This is a genomic window from Halomonas sp. SpR8 (genome assembly GCF_031010195.1).
In the GTDB taxonomy this organism is placed as follows: domain Bacteria; phylum Pseudomonadota; class Gammaproteobacteria; order Pseudomonadales; family Halomonadaceae; genus Vreelandella.
The window spans coordinates 1-17089 of the sequence record NZ_JAUAMC010000004.1 but is presented as its reverse complement, the minus strand read 5'-3'; the positions used below and the strand labels follow the sequence as shown (position 1 = coordinate 17089).

11 protein-coding genes are annotated in these 17089 nt (G+C 54.2%); 7 read left to right on the top strand and 4 right to left on the bottom strand.

Translation table 11 applies throughout. The features are described from left to right. The first annotated feature begins 5 nt into the window (after positions 1-5). The 6 genes from QT230_RS09495 (at position 6) to QT230_RS09470 (ending at position 8931) form a co-directional block, all read left to right on the top strand. Complete coding sequence (locus tag QT230_RS09495) at positions 6-3014, top strand: TonB-dependent hemoglobin/transferrin/lactoferrin family receptor (RefSeq protein ID WP_308321427.1); 3009 nt, start codon at positions 6-8, stop codon at positions 3012-3014. A gap of 126 nt (positions 3015-3140) precedes the next feature. After that, positions 3141-3719: a heme acquisition protein HasA gene (locus tag QT230_RS09490; RefSeq protein WP_308321426.1), complete on the top strand. Its 579-nt coding sequence runs from the start codon at positions 3141-3143 to the stop codon at positions 3717-3719. Positions 3720-3952: 233 nt separating this feature from the next. Next, complete coding sequence (locus QT230_RS09485) at positions 3953-5740, top strand: type I secretion system permease/ATPase (protein ID WP_308321425.1); 1788 nt, start codon at positions 3953-3955, stop codon at positions 5738-5740. Further along, the gene (locus tag QT230_RS09480; protein WP_308321424.1) at positions 5737-7101 is read left to right on the top strand and encodes an HlyD family type I secretion periplasmic adaptor subunit; all 1365 of its coding nucleotides are present in this window, start codon (positions 5737-5739) and stop codon (positions 7099-7101) included. Before QT230_RS09485 ends, QT230_RS09480 begins: the two co-directional genes overlap by 4 nt. After that, positions 7098-8459, top strand: coding sequence for a TolC family outer membrane protein (locus QT230_RS09475; RefSeq protein ID WP_308321423.1), 1362 nt, complete (start codon positions 7098-7100; stop codon positions 8457-8459). The genes QT230_RS09480 and QT230_RS09475 overlap by 4 nt, the downstream gene beginning before the upstream one ends. A 94-nt stretch (positions 8460-8553) precedes the next feature. Then, positions 8554-8931: a YbaN family protein gene (locus QT230_RS09470; RefSeq protein WP_308321422.1), complete on the top strand. Its 378-nt coding sequence runs from the start codon at positions 8554-8556 to the stop codon at positions 8929-8931. A gap of 66 nt (positions 8932-8997) precedes the next feature. On the opposite strand, the gene QT230_RS09465 is transcribed toward QT230_RS09470, so the two are convergent. Genes QT230_RS09465 through QT230_RS09455 form a run of 3 tightly spaced genes read right to left on the bottom strand, consistent with a single transcriptional unit; the run spans position 8998 to position 11912 of the window. Further along, a complete protein-coding gene (locus QT230_RS09465) occupies positions 8998-10260 on the bottom strand; it encodes a hydroxymethylglutaryl-CoA reductase, degradative (RefSeq protein WP_308321421.1) in 1263 nt (420 codons plus the stop codon). 54 nt (positions 10261-10314) lie between these two features. Continuing rightward, positions 10315-11676: a tripartite tricarboxylate transporter permease gene (locus tag QT230_RS09460; RefSeq protein WP_308321420.1), complete on the bottom strand. Its 1362-nt coding sequence runs from the start codon at positions 11674-11676 to the stop codon at positions 10315-10317. 2 nt (positions 11677-11678) lie between these two features. Then, complete coding sequence (locus QT230_RS09455; RefSeq protein WP_308321418.1) at positions 11679-11912, bottom strand: hypothetical protein; 234 nt, start codon at positions 11910-11912, stop codon at positions 11679-11681. Between the two features lie 162 nt (positions 11913-12074). On the opposite strand from QT230_RS09455, the gene QT230_RS09450 reads away from it, so the two are divergent. Beyond that, positions 12075-13493 (top strand): PLP-dependent aminotransferase family protein, encoded by a 1419-nt coding sequence (locus QT230_RS09450; RefSeq protein WP_308321417.1) that lies wholly within the window; start codon positions 12075-12077, stop codon positions 13491-13493. A 42-nt stretch (positions 13494-13535) separates the two neighbouring features. Here the strand turns inward: QT230_RS09450 and QT230_RS09445 are convergent. Further along, positions 13536-17089, bottom strand: a 3554-nt coding sequence (locus QT230_RS09445) for a hypothetical protein (protein WP_308321416.1), incomplete at its 5' end; no start/stop codon positions are given.

Below are 17089 nucleotides of genomic sequence, written 5' to 3'. Positions count from 1 at the left end.
TTTCGATGCATTCTAAGGTTTTTTCCCGATCCCCAATCACAGCCGCTGTGATACTGGGCCTGCTGGCCGCGCAAACTCAGGTGCTGGCACAGGCCCAGCCCTCTGTACCAAACTCATCCAAGGCGCTGCAGCAAAATCCTTTGCAGCAGCGCTACACGTTCGACCTTCCCGAACAGCATCTGCTCTACTCGCTCGGTGAGTTCACCAGCATCACCCAGATTTCCGTCGTTCGCCAGGATGGCCAGCCCATCGACGGTACTGCGCCCGCCTTACACGGCGAAATGACCGCCGATGAAGCACTTCGCACACTGCTAGCCGACTCGTCACTGACCATTTCATACCGCAATGGCAGAACGGCGGAACTGCTGGAACAGGCCACCTCAACCACCGTAGGCAACCAAACAGCCTTTAGCACTCTGACGGTATCAGCTGATCGTATTGGCGACGACTGGGTCTATCACGAGCCGCGTTCGGTCAGCGTCATCAGCCGCGAGCAGATTGATCGCACGCCACCCCGTCATGCCGCCGATATGCTCCAGGAAACGCCCGGCGTTTATAGTGCGGTCAATGCGCAAGACCCAGGGCTGTCGGTCAATATTCGCGGCATGCAGGATTTTGGGCGCGTCAACATGATGGTTGATGGCATGCGCCAGAACTTCAACGATAACGGTCACCAGCAACGCAACGGCACCATGTATGTCGACTCCGAGTTATTGTCAGATGTCGTCATTGAGAAAGGCGCCAGTACGGGGGTGCATGGCGCGGGCGCCATCGCCGGTAGTGCCAACTTCCGCACCATCGATGTGGATGATGTTCTTCTACCGGGTAAAGATATAGGCTTACGGCTACGCGGCATGACGGGCGTGGGCGGCGAAGGCAATGGGGTCAACTTTATTGGTAGCGCGGCTGTGGCTGGGCGCCTTGGCGACCGCTGGGAACTTCTGGCGGCGCGCAGCAAGCGTAATTTCGGCGAATATGCGCCTGGGCGTCGGCGCCCCAACTATGACTTCCTGACGGTAGGTGTTCAGGATGAGTTTCACCAGCAGATAGAGCAAGACGTCGAACGGGTCAGATTTACAGATAACGAACAGGACTCAAACCTGTTCAAAGCACGTTTTCATATCGATGATGATCAGTCGCTAACGTTCTCTTACTTGGGTACCGAGCTCTCCTATAACAACGTTTCCGATCGTCAGGTACTCGACCCCGTTGATGGTAGCGTGCGCGATGGCGATGACGCCTGGCGGCGCTATGGCGATGCCAGCACAACGTCTGACTCGGTCAGCCTGCGCTATAACCTTAATCCCTCCTCCCCTCTGCTTAACCTGGAGGCTAACGCCTACTTCGTTTCAACAGAAGGGCAGCGTTATACCGAAGCTGGCCGGCCCGTGGTGCTAAACGGCACCGATATGACCGAGCTTTACTGGATGATCGGTGTGTGCGAACAGAACCCAGTCCCAGACAATGCGTATAACGCCTGTCAAGCGGGACTCTCCAACGACAACCATACCCAGATTGATACCTACGGCTTTACATTGGAAAACACCGCACACTTTTCACTGGGCGGCATAGATGGTTTTTCTTCCAATCACGGCATTGAGTATTTCATCGACAAGGGCGAGTCCACCACGATTCGCGAGCGCGGTGGCCGCCAGCTCGCCTCCACGGATAATACGCTTAACCCGAACGGAGAGCGCAGTATCGCCAGCGCCTTTGGTAATCTGCAGTGGGAAAACGAGACCTTTACCCTGGCAGCGGGGCTTCGCTACGACTACTACAAGCTTGATGGCTCCACCAAGTTGCCTGGAGCGGAATGGACTTATCGTGACCGCTATGCCATGGCTTCGCGGCACGCAGAGAATCAGTTGGCAAATCGAACCAGAAATTGTCATAACCCATCCCCCGGTTCAAGTGAGCGCTCGATACAGGGGGCTTGCGATAGCATTGCTGCTTATGAAGGCTACGCCAACGACCCAACCACTTTCCCCAACTATGAGACAAGCGGCCATTTCAATCCGATGTGGCTCTCGGAAACCGTGATGCAAGATTATGACGTCGATAACTCCATGGACAAGCTACTGCCGACATTATCCGCTGCCTACCGCCCCAATGAGAACGTCGAGCTATTCGCCAACTGGGGCCGCGGTTGGCGCCCCCCTGCACTTACTGAAACCTTGATGCAGGGCAGCCACCCCGGCGACCCCTTCGCGGTGATGTTTCCCAACCCCTATGCTGAACCGGAAACCTCGCGCAGTTGGGATGTGGGCGCCAACTTTACCGCCCAGGATCTGTTTACCAGCGGGGATAGCTTCTTCAGCAAGCTCTCCTACTACGACACCCGGGTAGACAATTACCTGATTACCTCCATGGTTAACGTGATGCCGGGGCAAGTCGGCGGCTTAGGCCACACCATGTTCGTACCCAACTTGCTGCCCATGAACTTCCGTGGTTTGGAGCTGGAGGTCGATTACGACGCCGAGCGCTGGTATACCCAGGCCAACTATACCCATGTATTGGGTAGCGACAATCAGTTCTGCCAGAAGGTCTACCCACTGGGTAGCGGCTGGATCAAAGACGATATGCCCAACGAAGATGGTAGCTACCCGGACGCACACAATGCAGCAATCGAAGCAGGTTACGACTCCCGCGAGGAACAGCTTGACGATCAAACCTATTGCGGTATCGATGTGATCGGTATGAACAGCGCCCGTCAGTTGCCTATGGATCGCGGCAGCCTGGTATTTGGCACTCGCTGGTTCGACCAGCGCCTGGATGTGGGCACCCGCCTTAACTATAGCGCCGCAGGCGGGCCAGAAGATTTCGACTTCGACCTATGGCCCAGCTACGTCACTTGGGACCTCTACGCCAGCTACCAAGTCAACCCCAACCTGCTACTGCGTGCCACCATGCTTAACGTGCGCGATCGCAACTACGTTACCGGCTACTCGGATATTTTCTCCAAGAGTTACGGGGCGGGCCGCACCCTAATGGCCGGGGCAGAACTGCGTTTTTAATTTAATGGCAGCGCGATTGTGTTGCTAACGAATATGCCCGCCCAGCGGGCATACAGGGCAGGTAACCCACGTTACCTGGCAATCACGGCCTAACGGGCCAATATTAGTAGATCAAGGAAACTGAAAATGTCTATTAGCTATACTTACGATGAAACTTGGTTCCCCATCGATTTCACTTCCGGGACACTGGAGAGTCTACTGCTCGATTTTCAGGAAAACGGGGCGGAAGGAGAGCACGATAATAGTAACCCGGGCGGTATCAACACCGGTGGTTTCTATACCAATGGGGTGGACTCGGGCCTTGCGGGCGATACTTACGCCATGGCCAATAGCGATGGTGCTTTTGCCTTCTCAGCCACTGGAGATATCTCCTATAACTTCGCCGCGCATGCACTGACAGGCACCCTGGAAAGCATCACGCTGGGTTCCTTCCTCAACAGCGACGGCACGGTGACTAACGACTTCATCACCTTTACCTTCGACGACCCGATTGTGTCCGAGAACAGCGGCCGCGACAATACCGTCCACGATATCATCTGGGGCCTGATGAACGGTAAAGTGGAAGGTGCTGAGGACAGCGCTGGCACTACGAATGACGGCGGCCTGCTGGCGGTACTGGACGATGCCGGTATTCTCGACGATGCCATCCCAGCATCCGTCACCGGTGTCTCTACCAGCGAATTCGATTTCGCCCTGGCTGCGTGAGCAACGCCATCGCTATAAACAGCTAATAAAAAAGGCAAGGGGAATCCCCTTGCCGCAACGTTCAAACACCGCGTCAGGGGCGTTATGCCTTGGCGCGGTGCCTCGGCATTCTCGCCAGATAAGACGAGAAGTCAAGCAGAGACGTGACCAAAGCACTAATGAGAGAACGAATTCGAGACGAATGGCTATGGCGATTCGTTGATTTGTTACGTCTATTTTCAGGGACATAGCTAATGACCCCCTCCCAACGCCAGCCCGGAAACGAACTCTACCGAGCACTCGGCCGCTATCGCGGCACACTGCGCTCGGTAGGGCTGTTCAGTGCGGTTATCAATCTACTGATGCTAGTGCCGCCGCTGTATATGCTGCAGGTCTATGATCGCGTACTGGCTTCCGGCAATACCACCACGCTAATGATGCTAACGGGTATGGCGCTGGGGCTGTTGGCGTTAATGGGTGCCTTGGAGTACATACGCAGCCTGGCAGTCATTCATATTGGCGAACGGTTCGATGAGCAACTGGGGGAGCGGGTTTACGCGGCGGCCTTCGAGCGCGGGCTAAGCGGCCAGGCAGCCCAGGCGGGACAAGCCACGCGGGATCTTGATTCGTTGCGCCAATTTATCACCGGCAACGCGGTATTTGCGTTCTTCGATGCCCCCTGGTTCCCGTTGTATTTGCTAGTGATGTTTATGTTCCACCCGTGGATTGGTTGCCTGGCGCTGGGGGGCGCCGTGGTACTGGTGGGCTTAGCGTGGCTGAATGAACGGCTTTCCCAGCCGCCGCTGCGTGAAGCGGGTTCGCTTTCTGTACAGGCCAATGCCATGGCGGAAGCACAATTGCGCCATGCCGATGCCATCGAGTCGATGGGTATGCTGTCGGCCTTTACCCGCCGCTGGTCGCACCTGCACGAGGGCTTTGTCGCGCTGCAGGGGCTGGCCAGCGAGCGTACCGCTCTGGTTACCGCTATCTCCAAGAGTCTGCGCGTCGCATTGCAGTCACTGGTGCTAGGGTTGGGCGCTTGGTTAGCGATTGGCGGGCAGATCAGCCCTGGCACGATGATCGCGGGCTCTATCCTGATGGGCCGTGCGCTCAGCCCCATTGATCAGGTCATCAATGCCTGGCGGCAGTGGTCATCGACACGGCTGGCTTACCAACGCTTGGGTAACCTGCTAACAGCACACCCGGCCCGCCAGTCAGGCATGGATCTCCCTGCCCCGCAGGGCAAGCTTAATGTGGAGCCGGTGAGCGCCATGCCGCCCAGCGGAAAAGTACCCACGCTGGTTCAAGTGGGCTTCCAATTGGAAGCAGGCAGCGTGCTCGGTGTTATCGGGCCTTCGGGGTCAGGCAAATCTACTCTGGCCAAACTGCTGGTGGGTGTTTGGAAGCCAAAGATCGGCACCGTGCGGCTGGATGGTGCCGATATCCAGAGCTGGGACAAGGCGCTACTGGGGCCTCATATCGGCTACCTACCTCAGGATGTCGAGCTGTTTGCCGGTAGCGTGGCGGAGAATATCGCCCGCTTCAGCGAACCAGACCCCATGAAGGTCGTCGAGGCCGCCAAAACCGCGGGCGTGCACGAACTGATTCTGGCCCTACCCAATGGCTACGACACCTATTTGGGGGAGAGCGGGATCGGCCTTTCGGGCGGGCAGCGCCAGCGTATTGCCCTGGCCAGGGCGCTCTACGGCCCCCCGGCGCTCGTCGTGTTGGACGAACCCAATGCAAGCCTTGATGACGCCGGTGAAAAGGCACTCTTGGAAGCATTACAGCGACTGCGCGAACGCCACGTGACGGTGGTGCTGATCACCCACCGCCCTCAGGTACTCAAGGCCACGTCTCACTTGCTAGTACTACGTGAAGGCCGCCTGCAGAAGTTCGGCCCCACTGAAGAGATATTGCAAGCCCTGAGCGCTGCCCGCCAAGCGGCAGCACCTGCCAATGGCGAGATGGCCACCCCGTATGCGCAAGGCGCTTATACCTACGGCAATGTTTCCATCAATCGTCAGGAGCAGCGCGCATGACCCTTCGCGATATCTCACAGGCGCCACCTGCTGCAAAACCGCATACCTCCTCATCCATACCGGACTGGCAAGCACTCGCCATGCGCCGTAAGCGACGACCGCTACACATAGGAAGTTGGCTGCTACTGGGAGGCTTAGCACTGTTTGTGGCTTGGGCAGCCTGGGCGCCGTTGGATAATGGTATCGCGGTACCCTCGACAGTGGTTGTCTCCGGCAATCGACAGGCGGTTGAGCATCCAACCGGCGGTGTGATTGGGCGGCTGTGGGTGCGTGAAGGAGACCAAGTGGCAGAAGGCCAGACGCTTATTAGCCTGGACACCACACGACTGGAACATCAAGCCAGTGCACTGCGCTTACAGCGGGCATCATCACTGGCAGAAACAGCACGTTTGGAAGCCGAGCGTGACCAACGTAGCACTATTAGCATGCCTTCTGACCTGATGAGCAGTGCCGATGTGGACGTCGGCACCATGCTGGCATTGCAGCGCCAGTTATTCACCAGCCGGCGCAATGCCCTGGCCGCTGAAATCTCGGGAATCGAGGCCAACCTGGATGGTCAGCGTGCCCGGGTGGCGGGGCTAGAGACCTCGATGACCCAACAGCGGCTGCGCCTGTCAGCCTTGGGTGAGCAGCGCAATAACCTGCGCGAGCTGGCTGCCGACGGCTATATCCCCCGCAACCGGCTGCTGGAAATCGAAAACAGCTATGCCCAGTTGCAGGCTAACATTGCCACAGAGGCTGGCACGTTGCAGCAGACCCGACGCCAGATCGATGAGTTACAGCTTCGCCTGACCCAGCGCAATGAAGAGTATCAGCGTGACGTGCAGGAACTACTGTCCCAGTCACGCTTACGTGCACAGGAGTTGACTAGCCAACTGGCAAGCACCGAGTTTGACCTGGCCCATGCCGAGATACGCGCTCCTCGTTCAGGAACGGTGGTGGGGCTAACCCAGCATACCGAAGGCGGTGTGGCCCAGCCCGGTGCCTTACTGATGGAAATTGTCCCCCAGGGCGAACCCTTAGTGGTAGAGGGCCAATTGCCCGTTGAACAGATTGACCGGGTACACGCGGGCCTGCCAGTTGAGCTTGCCTTTACCGCTTTCGAGCGTAGCAGCACACCACGCATACCTGGGGTTGTCAGCCAGGTTTCCGCCGACCGGCTAACCAATGAACAGACAGGGCTGCCCTATTACCGGATGTATGTCGAAGTAGCCGTCGATGACCTCTCCCCCTTGGGCAGCCAACCACTCAAAGCGGGTATGCCGGTCGAAGCCTTTGTGCGCACTGGCGAACGCACGCTGCTCAACTATCTGTTTAAGCCACTGCTTGACCGCGCCCGCACGGCTTGGGGGGATGCATGATTCGCGTTGCATCACGGCGATACCGCACTTGGTTGTTGACTGCTTGCCTCTGCTGCTCTTTCAATGCGTTCGCACTAGACTTCCGTGAGGCCTACGAGCTGGCCAAACAGCATGATCCAGGCTGGCTGGCCGCACAGAGCGAGAGTGCAGCCGGGCAACAGGCCCGAGCGCTAGGGCGATCAGCGTTACTGCCCTCACTCAACTATCGCTACTCACGGGCTAAAAACTGGTCGGAAGTGCGGCAGGAAACACCGCTCGGCTCGACCACAAGCGATATGGATTACACCAGTTACTCCTCTTCTTTCACGCTAACGCAGCCCTTGCTGGATGCGGCGGCTTTTGCCCAGTACCAAGCTGGCAAAGCACAAGCCCAAGCCGCTGAGCTGACGCTTGAGCGCGCCCGTCAGGCACTAGCCGTTCAAGTTCTCCAGGCTTACACCGGCGTGCTTTACGCCCACGACGATATCGAGCTGGCTAAAGCCCACCTGCGCGCCCTGCAAGAAGAGCACCAGCGTAGCCAGCGCTTTATCGATTATGGCGAAGGCACCCGTACCGACCAGTTAGAGATTGCTGCTCAGGCACGCTTGGTGGAAGCCCAACTGATTGAAGCCGAAGACCGCTTGAGTGATGCCCACAATGCGCTGCGCGCCCTGACTGGCACAGGCGCCCCACCCAGCTCACTTGCCCCACTGCAGACCGACCGGCTAGCCCGCAATGTACCAACTCCCCACCAGGAAAGCCCAGTGTTATCACTGGAGCAGTGGCACGAACGCGCACTCGTCCATAATCCTGAGCTGGCCGCCCAGCGCAGCCTACTGGAAGCTGCCCGTCACCAACTGAACCAGCAACGCGCGGGACACCTGCCAAATGTGCGCTTATACGCACGCAGCCAGATCTCCGACTCCAACTCTGAAAACGTCATTGGTCAGCGTTACGACACTGATAGCATTGGCGTGGAGATCAACTTACCGCTCTATTCAGGCGGCCGAGTCGTGGCGGCTAGCCGCCAGGCAGACAATACTTATGAACAGACGCGGCATGAATTGGATGCCGCCACCATAGAACTGCTGAACGATGTTGAGCGCCAGTACCGGCTAAGCCGTAGCAGCCAACAACGTATTGAGGCCTATCAGCAGACAGTCGCCGCCGCAACAGCACGCCTGGAAGCCACACGTAAAAGCATTCTTGGCGGCGAGCGAACCAATTTGGACGTACTAAACGCCGAGCGTGAACGTTTCGAGGCGCTACGCGACCTGTCCCGTGCCCGCTATGACTATTTATTAGCTTGGCTAACACTGCGCTGGCAGGCGGGGGTATTAAATGATGAGAACATTTCCCAAGTGGCTGGATATTTTTAGTAGTGACCTAAAACTCACTATCATAATGAGGTAATTTCCATTTACAGCCGTTTATAACTTAAGTGCAGAAATGAGGCCCAGAGGAAGTGACTAGATGACGCTGATACGTATTCTTTGGGTGGGCTTGGCGGGGTTGAGTTTTGGTGCCGGGATAGTCGGTATCTTCCTGCCCTTACTGCCAACCACGGAGTTCATGTTGGCAGCCGTCTATTGTGCCTCCAAAGGCTCACCTAGGTTCGAAGCCTGGATACGCTCGCGACGCTACGTAGGGCCGCTTTTAGAGAACTGGGAGAAGGAGCGCGCCATTCCTCGGCGCGCTAAGTACATCGCTATCAGTATGATATTTTCCAGCGCCATGCTGCTGCTTTGGCACTTGGGCCAAGGCTGGTTGCGCTGGGCAATCATTGCCTTACTTGTAGTCGTGGCGGTGTGGCTGGCCACTCGGCCTGAACCCTCGTCGTCGCCCGAATAAACTGTCCACGAGGTTGTGGTGCTGCCCATTGGTTATTACGGAAAGATTACTGCGGAGAAGACTCTATCAACTCTTCTTACGTAACTTGGCCAGCTCATCTTGGGCGATATCAACTCGCACGCGGCCCCGCTTCACAAGAGCTTCAGCGACTCGGGCCACCTCCTCCCCTTCGGCCCCCGCCATTAGCGCAATATTTTTAGCATGTAGCGCCATATGGCCTTTTTGAATACCGATAGTCGCTAACGCTTTTAATGCTGCAAAATTTTGCGCCAGCCCAACCGCTACGATGATACGCGCGAGTCGATCAGCGCTGCTCACGCCTAGAATATCGAGGCAACGACGAGCGGTGGGATGCGAGCGTGTGGCCCCACCAATTAAACCCACAGGCATGGGCATCTCAAGGGTGCCGGTTAGATTTCCATCACAATCCGCTTCCCAGTGGGTAAGTGAACGATAACGCCCTGTACGTGCGGCATAAGCGTGGGCACCTGCTTCTACTGCGCGGGTATCATTACCCGTAGCCAGCACCACCGCACTCACACCGTTCATGACACCTTTATTATGAGTAGCTGCCCGGTAAGGGTCTAAATCAGCGAAGCGGTATGCCGCTAATATACCGTCGCGTACTGACTCCCCGCCTATTTGGTCTAAATGCCAAGTCGCCCTGACTCTGGCTAGCCGACGGTCAGCCAGATTAGACAGAATACGCAGGCGGCTCTCGCCTCCTGACCACTCAGCTAACGAAGGAGCTACCGCTTCCGCCATCGAGTTCACAGCATTGGCGCCCATGGCATCGCGTACATCCACCAGCAGATGGACAATCACCATGTCCTCAAGTACGCGCACTTCTACATCGCGAAAGCCGCCCCCATGCTTTAACAGTACAGGATCAGTAGCGTCACAGATTTGTTTGATCTCCTCACGTGCTTCCAGTAAACGCAGGCGAGCAAAATCTGGATTAGAGACGCCTATCAGTTGCACCTGGGCGATCATAATGGGGCTAGAGGTATCGGTATAAAAGCCGCCGGCATCTCGGCACTGCCGAGCCGCATTACATACAGCGGCGACCACCGATGACTCTTCCGTTGCCATGGGCACCAGCGGCTCTTCACCATCAATAATTAAATTAGTGGCCACGCCAATCGGTATGTTTAAGGTGCCAATGACATTTTCGATCATGCTATCGGCGGTCTCTGCTGGCAGATTACCGGTGTCTACCAAATGAGCCTCCCCATCAGCATCAAGCCCACTCATATCAGCCACTTTTCGCAGCCGTTCGCGTGGTGAAAGCTGATAAAACCCAGGGATGCGCGATGTGCTAATTATCATATCCATTACCTAAATTTAAATGAATGACCGGTATAACTACGTAAAATTAAGCTTTCAGGCCATCCAACCCATTAGCCAAGGGGCAGCGTAAAGCGTCATAAACTGCACGCCATAGTTCACACCCCAACGGTTTAGAAGCCCTGCTACCAGCGCTAGCACCCCTACGCCTAGAATGCCCATCACACCTGCGTCCATATAAGCCAGCAGCATCACCAGCGAGAAGAACATCGCCAGGAAGGCCTCATGAGGAATGCGCTGGAAAACAAACACACAGATATATCGGGCATAGCGCACAGCAATGGGATAAGTAATCAATAGCGCTACCCCAGCGCCCAAAATGCTGGCGACCGCGATCTCGCCAAAGCTCATCAGGTGGTGAGCATTCTGTTCCAGGGTGAGCACGGGAGGAGCATTAAAGAACGCATTACCAGGACCAATTGCCATGGGGCTCATGGGGATGCCTAACGCTGCAAGGGGGATCAAAATGCCAGCAATATAGGCGGCATTAGTCACCGCATCCATTGAGGAGAGCGCACGACTAGCCTTCTCCACCGTGCCTTTTACCCAGCTCGACATCACTTCGCCCAGAAAAATAGTGATCCCGACCGGACTCATAAAGAAGGTAACCGACCCAAGCACCGAGCTAGCGGTCGCTGACACCGCTTCCTGACGCGTCAAAATACGAAACGGATTAGGAAAACGGTCACCATCGTCATTGCCATCCGTCGCATAAATCTTGATGGTTTTGGGCTCATTCACCGACATTTTGCGCCGCTCTTCGCGAACCGTTAGCTGCGCCAGATTAAAGATCATCGGACCGATAGTGATGCCCAGGAAAAACGAGATAAAGACAACTTGCCCCTCAGGGATCACCCCCATTCCCCAGTAGAAGTGGCGCAGCGCCTGTATCAGCGCTGCCAAGATGACAATACTGATTAGGCTGATGACTTTTTCGCGGCTCATTAATGCCAGGAAAACAGCGCCAACAAAAAATATCTGACTGGCGTACTGACTCAGCACATCTGCCAAGGGGGTTAGTAGGAAGGCCAGTAACAAGCTAACGGGAATCGCGACAAGTGTTCCAATGACCGAACCCGAGGCCATTTTGCGGATCGCCAAGGTAGCGTGGCCTTCACGCTTGAGAATCATTGCATGCTCGACCATGGGAGCCGACATCACCCCGCCGGGTATCCCTGCGACCGAAACGGGTATCGAGTCCGTCAATTTTTTCGCCACAATGGCCGCCATAAAGAAAGCCAGCACGACGGGCAGGGGAATACCGGCGACCACCAACGCCAACGTCACGGGGGCAAGTACCGCCGTTTCATCGGTGCCAGGCGCGACACCAATAGCGGTGTAGACAACAACCCCTATCAACGCTGCGATTAACATCTGCAGAAGTATTAGCGCATCCATATCTACACCTCCCTTTCAATATCTAGGCGGCGTTTAGGACGCAAAAAGACGGCATTAATAGCAAAACCTAACAGCGCACCACACAAGCCGATAATCAACGGCATCGGCGCTGGCCACGGTGTGAAAATAAAACCACCCAGTGTCAGTGGGGTAGAGACGGCTAAGGCGATAATCAGGTCTTTACCTGTCACCGTATCGTCCCAAACGGTTAAGTAATTCGTTGTTTTATCAGACATGCCCATTCTCCGCGGAGATCATTATTAGTGTTGTATACCCAATCAGGCTGGCCCTAGCTTGTGGAAAGAGAAGGCGCTGAGTAAGGTACAGTTATTGGAATTGTACGAAGTACTGTACCTATAAAATAAAAGGTACAGCTCCACCGCCATTGAGAGACATTCATGTCAAAATCCCGCCAAGTAGCCACCGCTCTCCTAAAAGCCATCGACGAGGGCCGTCTCTCACCTGGCGCGCGCGTGGCTTCCATCAGAGAAGCCGCTCAACAGTTTGGCGTATCGAAAAATACGGTGATTGATGCATATGACCAGTTAGTTGCACTTGGTCATTTAAGCGCCCGACAGGGAGCAGGCTTTTTTGTATCGCCCCCCCGTACATCACCTATTGGTGAGCAAACTCACGACCTTTCTGAGGCAGTGGATAGCGTCTCACTTCTGCGGGAACAGTTAGTCGGTAATTTTGCGGTACGGGTGGGGGACGGACGAGCGCCTGCAAGCTGGATGGGCGGCACTGAGTTGACGCGATTAATAAGGCGCAGGACTGGCCTACCTGATGACATGAGCGACATCGAATACGGCATGCCTCAGGGCTACTCCCCATTGCGCGAGAGCTTAGCGATGGCATTGGCTGGACGTTCAATCCATGCCTCCCATGATCAAGTGATGATGACCTTCGGTGCCAATCACGCCTTCGATCTAATCATTCGCCACTTCGTTGCCCCAGGAGAAAGTGTTTTAGTTGAAACACCGGGCTACTACCCACTGTTTGGCAAGCTACGCCTGGCGAAAGCAAAATTAGTAGGCGTGCCGCGTACTGCGGATGGCCCTGATCTGGAAGAGTTTGAAAGAAAAGCCAAGCAGTATCGGCCTCGGTTGTTTTTCTTACAGCCCAACGCTCACAACCCCACCGGCAGCTCAATGTCGCTCAGCAACATGCATCGGCTATTAAAACTCGCCGACCACTACGGGGTCACGCTGGTGGAGGATGATGTTTTCGCAGATATTCTACCCAAAGGTAGCGCGCACCTTGCGGCTTTAGATGGACTAGAAAGCGTTATTTATGTAGGCACTTTTTCTAAAACACTCTCCACAGGCCTACGCTGCGGCTATGTGGCAGGCAGCCGCTCAATTATCCGGGCGTTGGTCGATATCAAGATGCTTACTGTTGTGAATACCTCGACCTTCAATGAGATGGTCGTGCATGACATGTTAGTGAGAGGACGCTATCGGCGCCACTTAGCACAACTTCGCGAGCGCGTTACCAAAGCAAGCGCCACTGCAGTACGGGTGCTTAAGCAGATTGGTATTAACGATGTGACGGGACCAGGCGGTGGTTATTATTTATGGGCCAAGCTGCCACCCCATATCAACACCACTGAGCTTGCTAAATGGGCCTCAGAAAAAGGCATTTTTATTGCGCCCGGCGCCATTTTTTCACTGCGCCCCGACAGTACCGATGCCAACTCAATGCGTATCAATATTGCTCATGCCAGCGATCACCGATTTTTGGAGTTTATGAGTAGTCTCAACGGCTCTGGCAATCATGAGTCACGTCACTTTTTGAGTAGAAGAAGAGTGACGTGACTCTACATTCTAAGCGCTAATTTTAAGCGCTACTCATCACATTCATGACATTCTTTCTTCTCGAAATTTGTTCAAGTCTTTACTGCTTATCTTGTCATCTTCTTTATTACCGTGTTTATAAGTATCAAGAACACGGAAAAAGCCCTCTTCTTCTTCAAGAAGCCAGCGAATAACCTCTTTATCTTTTTCCGACGTGTCGTCGCTATCTAGACGCTCTTCAAAATCATCCCTACTGACGATGTCGTCCGACCCGTCCCACTTAGTCCATCGATCACTGAGATACTCTATGTTGTCAGCATTATCATTATAGAATTTCTCGCCATAGCTTTCTTCAACGTGCTCATCGTACTTCTTGTCTATCCACGTATGGCGCCACTCGTTGAGATCCCTGCTACCAATTTTGTCATCGGCCCCGTTATGACTGCCGGCACTCCATCCTCGATTGGTTCCCCCTAGCAGGCTGAAATAGTCCAGCACTTCAAAAAAGTCGTCATCCTCCAAAAGAAAGTTGATAGCCTCTTTTTCTTCCTCTGTCGTATCATCTTTTTCAAGCCGTTTTTCAAGATCTTTGCGGCTGACGATATCGTCCGAACCGTCCCAGTCGGTCCATTTCCGGCTAATGAGTTCAATCTTGTCTCTGTGTTCGTCATAAAACTCTTCACCGTACTCATGCATTACAAGGTCGTCAAAGCTATACCGCAACCAACTCTCGCTAATTTCCCCATCGTCGGCCACTGTTTCGGTGAACTCCTCAAACACCTCGGGCTGCGCCTCCCAAGTGGGGGTGTCTTCTGGAAACCAGCTTTCGTAGACCGCATCAATTTTACCTTCATGGTAAACGGACTTACTGTACTCGGTGTGGATAGTAAAATTGAACTTATCGCCCCAATCATCTTCCGTAACACCGTCGTCAGACAAATCATTAAATACATTTTGGATATCTTCAGTAATCCCCGCATTTTTCTTATCCGCAAGTGCCAACATCACCCCGGATAGGATCGCACCCACGAAACCGAGCGCTGCCCCTGCCAGCCCGGTGCCTGCGGCAATTTTGGTAGCAATCTGCGGGCCAATGCCGAAACCGGACGCGGCCGAGGCAAGCCCCATGGTGGTAGAGAAAGAGCCAGCCCCCACCTGTAGACTCTTCTGTGCAAACTCGATGGGCTCGCCGCCGTTGTTTGATAGCTTTTCCAGCCCTTTTGCGCCCAATACGACATCGAGCACGCCCCCACCCGCTTCCGCTATCCCTCCCAAGACATTGAGCGCACCGCCCGCCCACTGAAACTTCTTGGCTGGATCAATTTTGTCGAAATTAACCTTGTCTATACCAATCTTGTCTGGATCTAGATCTCGATTCTTACTATTCTTCGATCCCCGTATATCGTCGGCCACCTTGTTAATGCGTTCCCTAAGGTCGTCTCCCTCCTCCTTGTGCTTGTCAGGGAGGCCGGAAATCACCTTATCAATAGAATCGACCGAGTGGTTTTGATTTTTATTCACTTCATTCCATACATCTTTGGTCGTGAATGACTCACCAAGATCCATTGAGGGGAGATCGCGGTTATTCGGTGTCGATGGCGGTGTCTTAGGAGAAGATTTGGTGTCGAAGTGTTTGTCCCAGACGGTCTCTTTCAGGTTCTTATCAAGCCCAAGAGCGTCAGCAAAGCCGGGTTGGCCGGACAGTAACTTATAGGTTTCACCGGTCATTGTGACCAACGAGGGAGTAGCACCGACCAGCGTGAGGAAATTGCGCGCCACTTCCATGCGCTCCTCAGGGGTCTCCCCCAGGTTCAAGCCGCCATCGGACGTCTTATAGATGCCCGCGACCATGGAGACTAGACCACCTGCAGAGGAAAGAGCACCCGATTTCGCTAGCGTACCAAGGACACCGGCTACCCCTTTGCGTTGGTTGGTAGGGACGTTGGCCTTGTCGATCGCACGATCAATCTCATCGACAGTGATTGACTTATAGTCAATTTTTCCATTTTTACCGGTATCTAGGATTTCGCGGGCCTGATCGTCGAGCAGCTCAGTCAGCGCCTTGTGAGAATTTTTAATCGCTGTCAGCTGTTTTTGTTCTTCCGGAGTAACGTCAACCTTTTCGCCATTGATAATTTTATTATATACCTCGACGCCCCGCTTAGTTCCAGAGAGAGAGGTCGTCAAGGCTTTCAACAAACTGGTCGCAACATCCCCTGCGGCGTTGCCGAGGCTCTCGTCGCCAACGGCATCCGCACCACCCTCAAATATCTCGTTAAGCCCACCGATGGCATCTTGAAATTTTAACGTGTTCTGTACTTCTTCGGCTCGATCCGGACTGAGCATTTGAAGGCTCTGCATATCATTGGCGAAGCGGGTCGCCGCACCGTCGATATTACCGTTCTCTTTTAGCTCTTCTATGGCCTTGAGGTAATTATCATCCAGCATGCTATCGGCAATTTTATCTTCCAGCTCATCCTTGTTTTTTATTTTATCAACCGCTTTGTCGAGAAAATCTTCGCTGTCTGCCATGATGTCTTCATCGGCCAGCAGATCCGACAATTCATTGCCTAGCGCTTCTTCGTCAAGCATGCCACGGGCATCGGCTGCTTTGAGCTCGGACATTTTCTCAGCATAATCAGTATCAGATCCAAACTGCCCGGGCCCTGTATTGTAAGGCAGGTACTGGAAGTTGCCTTGCAACATGCCTTGGGCTTCCATCAAGCGAAGATACTTCGCCTCTTTGGAGTCGTCGGGCGCATCCTTGTAAGCTTCCTGCATGTACTCCTGATAGAGCTCGGCAACGGTTTTTCCATCTTCGGTCGTTTCCGCTTGCATGACATCGGTTTCATTTGACGCAGGCAGATCGTTATCTTTAAAAAGCTCGTCAACGTCCCCTAGCTGCTGACTCGCGGCATCAGAAGTAATCGTGTCGAATTGATGCGGCGTCTTAGATTCGAGAACAACGTACGTCTCGTCATCTCTAGTAACGAGCTTGATCCCCTCCACAGGATTGCCATTTTTATCAGTGACACTGTCAACCTCATTATCACCGCTTAGTACCGGCGAATCATCGCTGCCATAAAACAGCTTATAATCGCCATCACCGATTTTCTCATCAACCTTATCCCATGCCTCTTTAAGGTCTTTAACTTGGTCGTAAACCTTGGGTGTGTACTCTTCAGAGACAGCGAAACGTTTTCCTTCACTGTCTTTATAAATTAGCGTACCGCCCTCAGCCCACATTGCGTCCGAATCATCCAGCGTTATCTGAACACCCGAATGAAAATCGTGCTCAGGATCACCATGGTCAGAATATGAAATGTCGTTGAAACTTTTGGGCGTAGGCACATCAGAGCCGGGGGTCACAATCTCAAAGTCTTGATTACTTTTGGTCGATAACCAATCTTTATCATCGTCCGGAATATCTGCATCTGCCCAGTCATTATCTTTGCCCAGCCGGTCTGTCTCACCGCCGTCCATGACCGATTTAACCTGCTCATAGAGTTCCGGTGTAATGTCTTTCTGCACTAAAAACTTATCGCCATTCTCGGTTCTGACTTCAAGCATATCAAACCAATAAGAGAGGGTGACGCCGCCACCGCCGACATATTCTT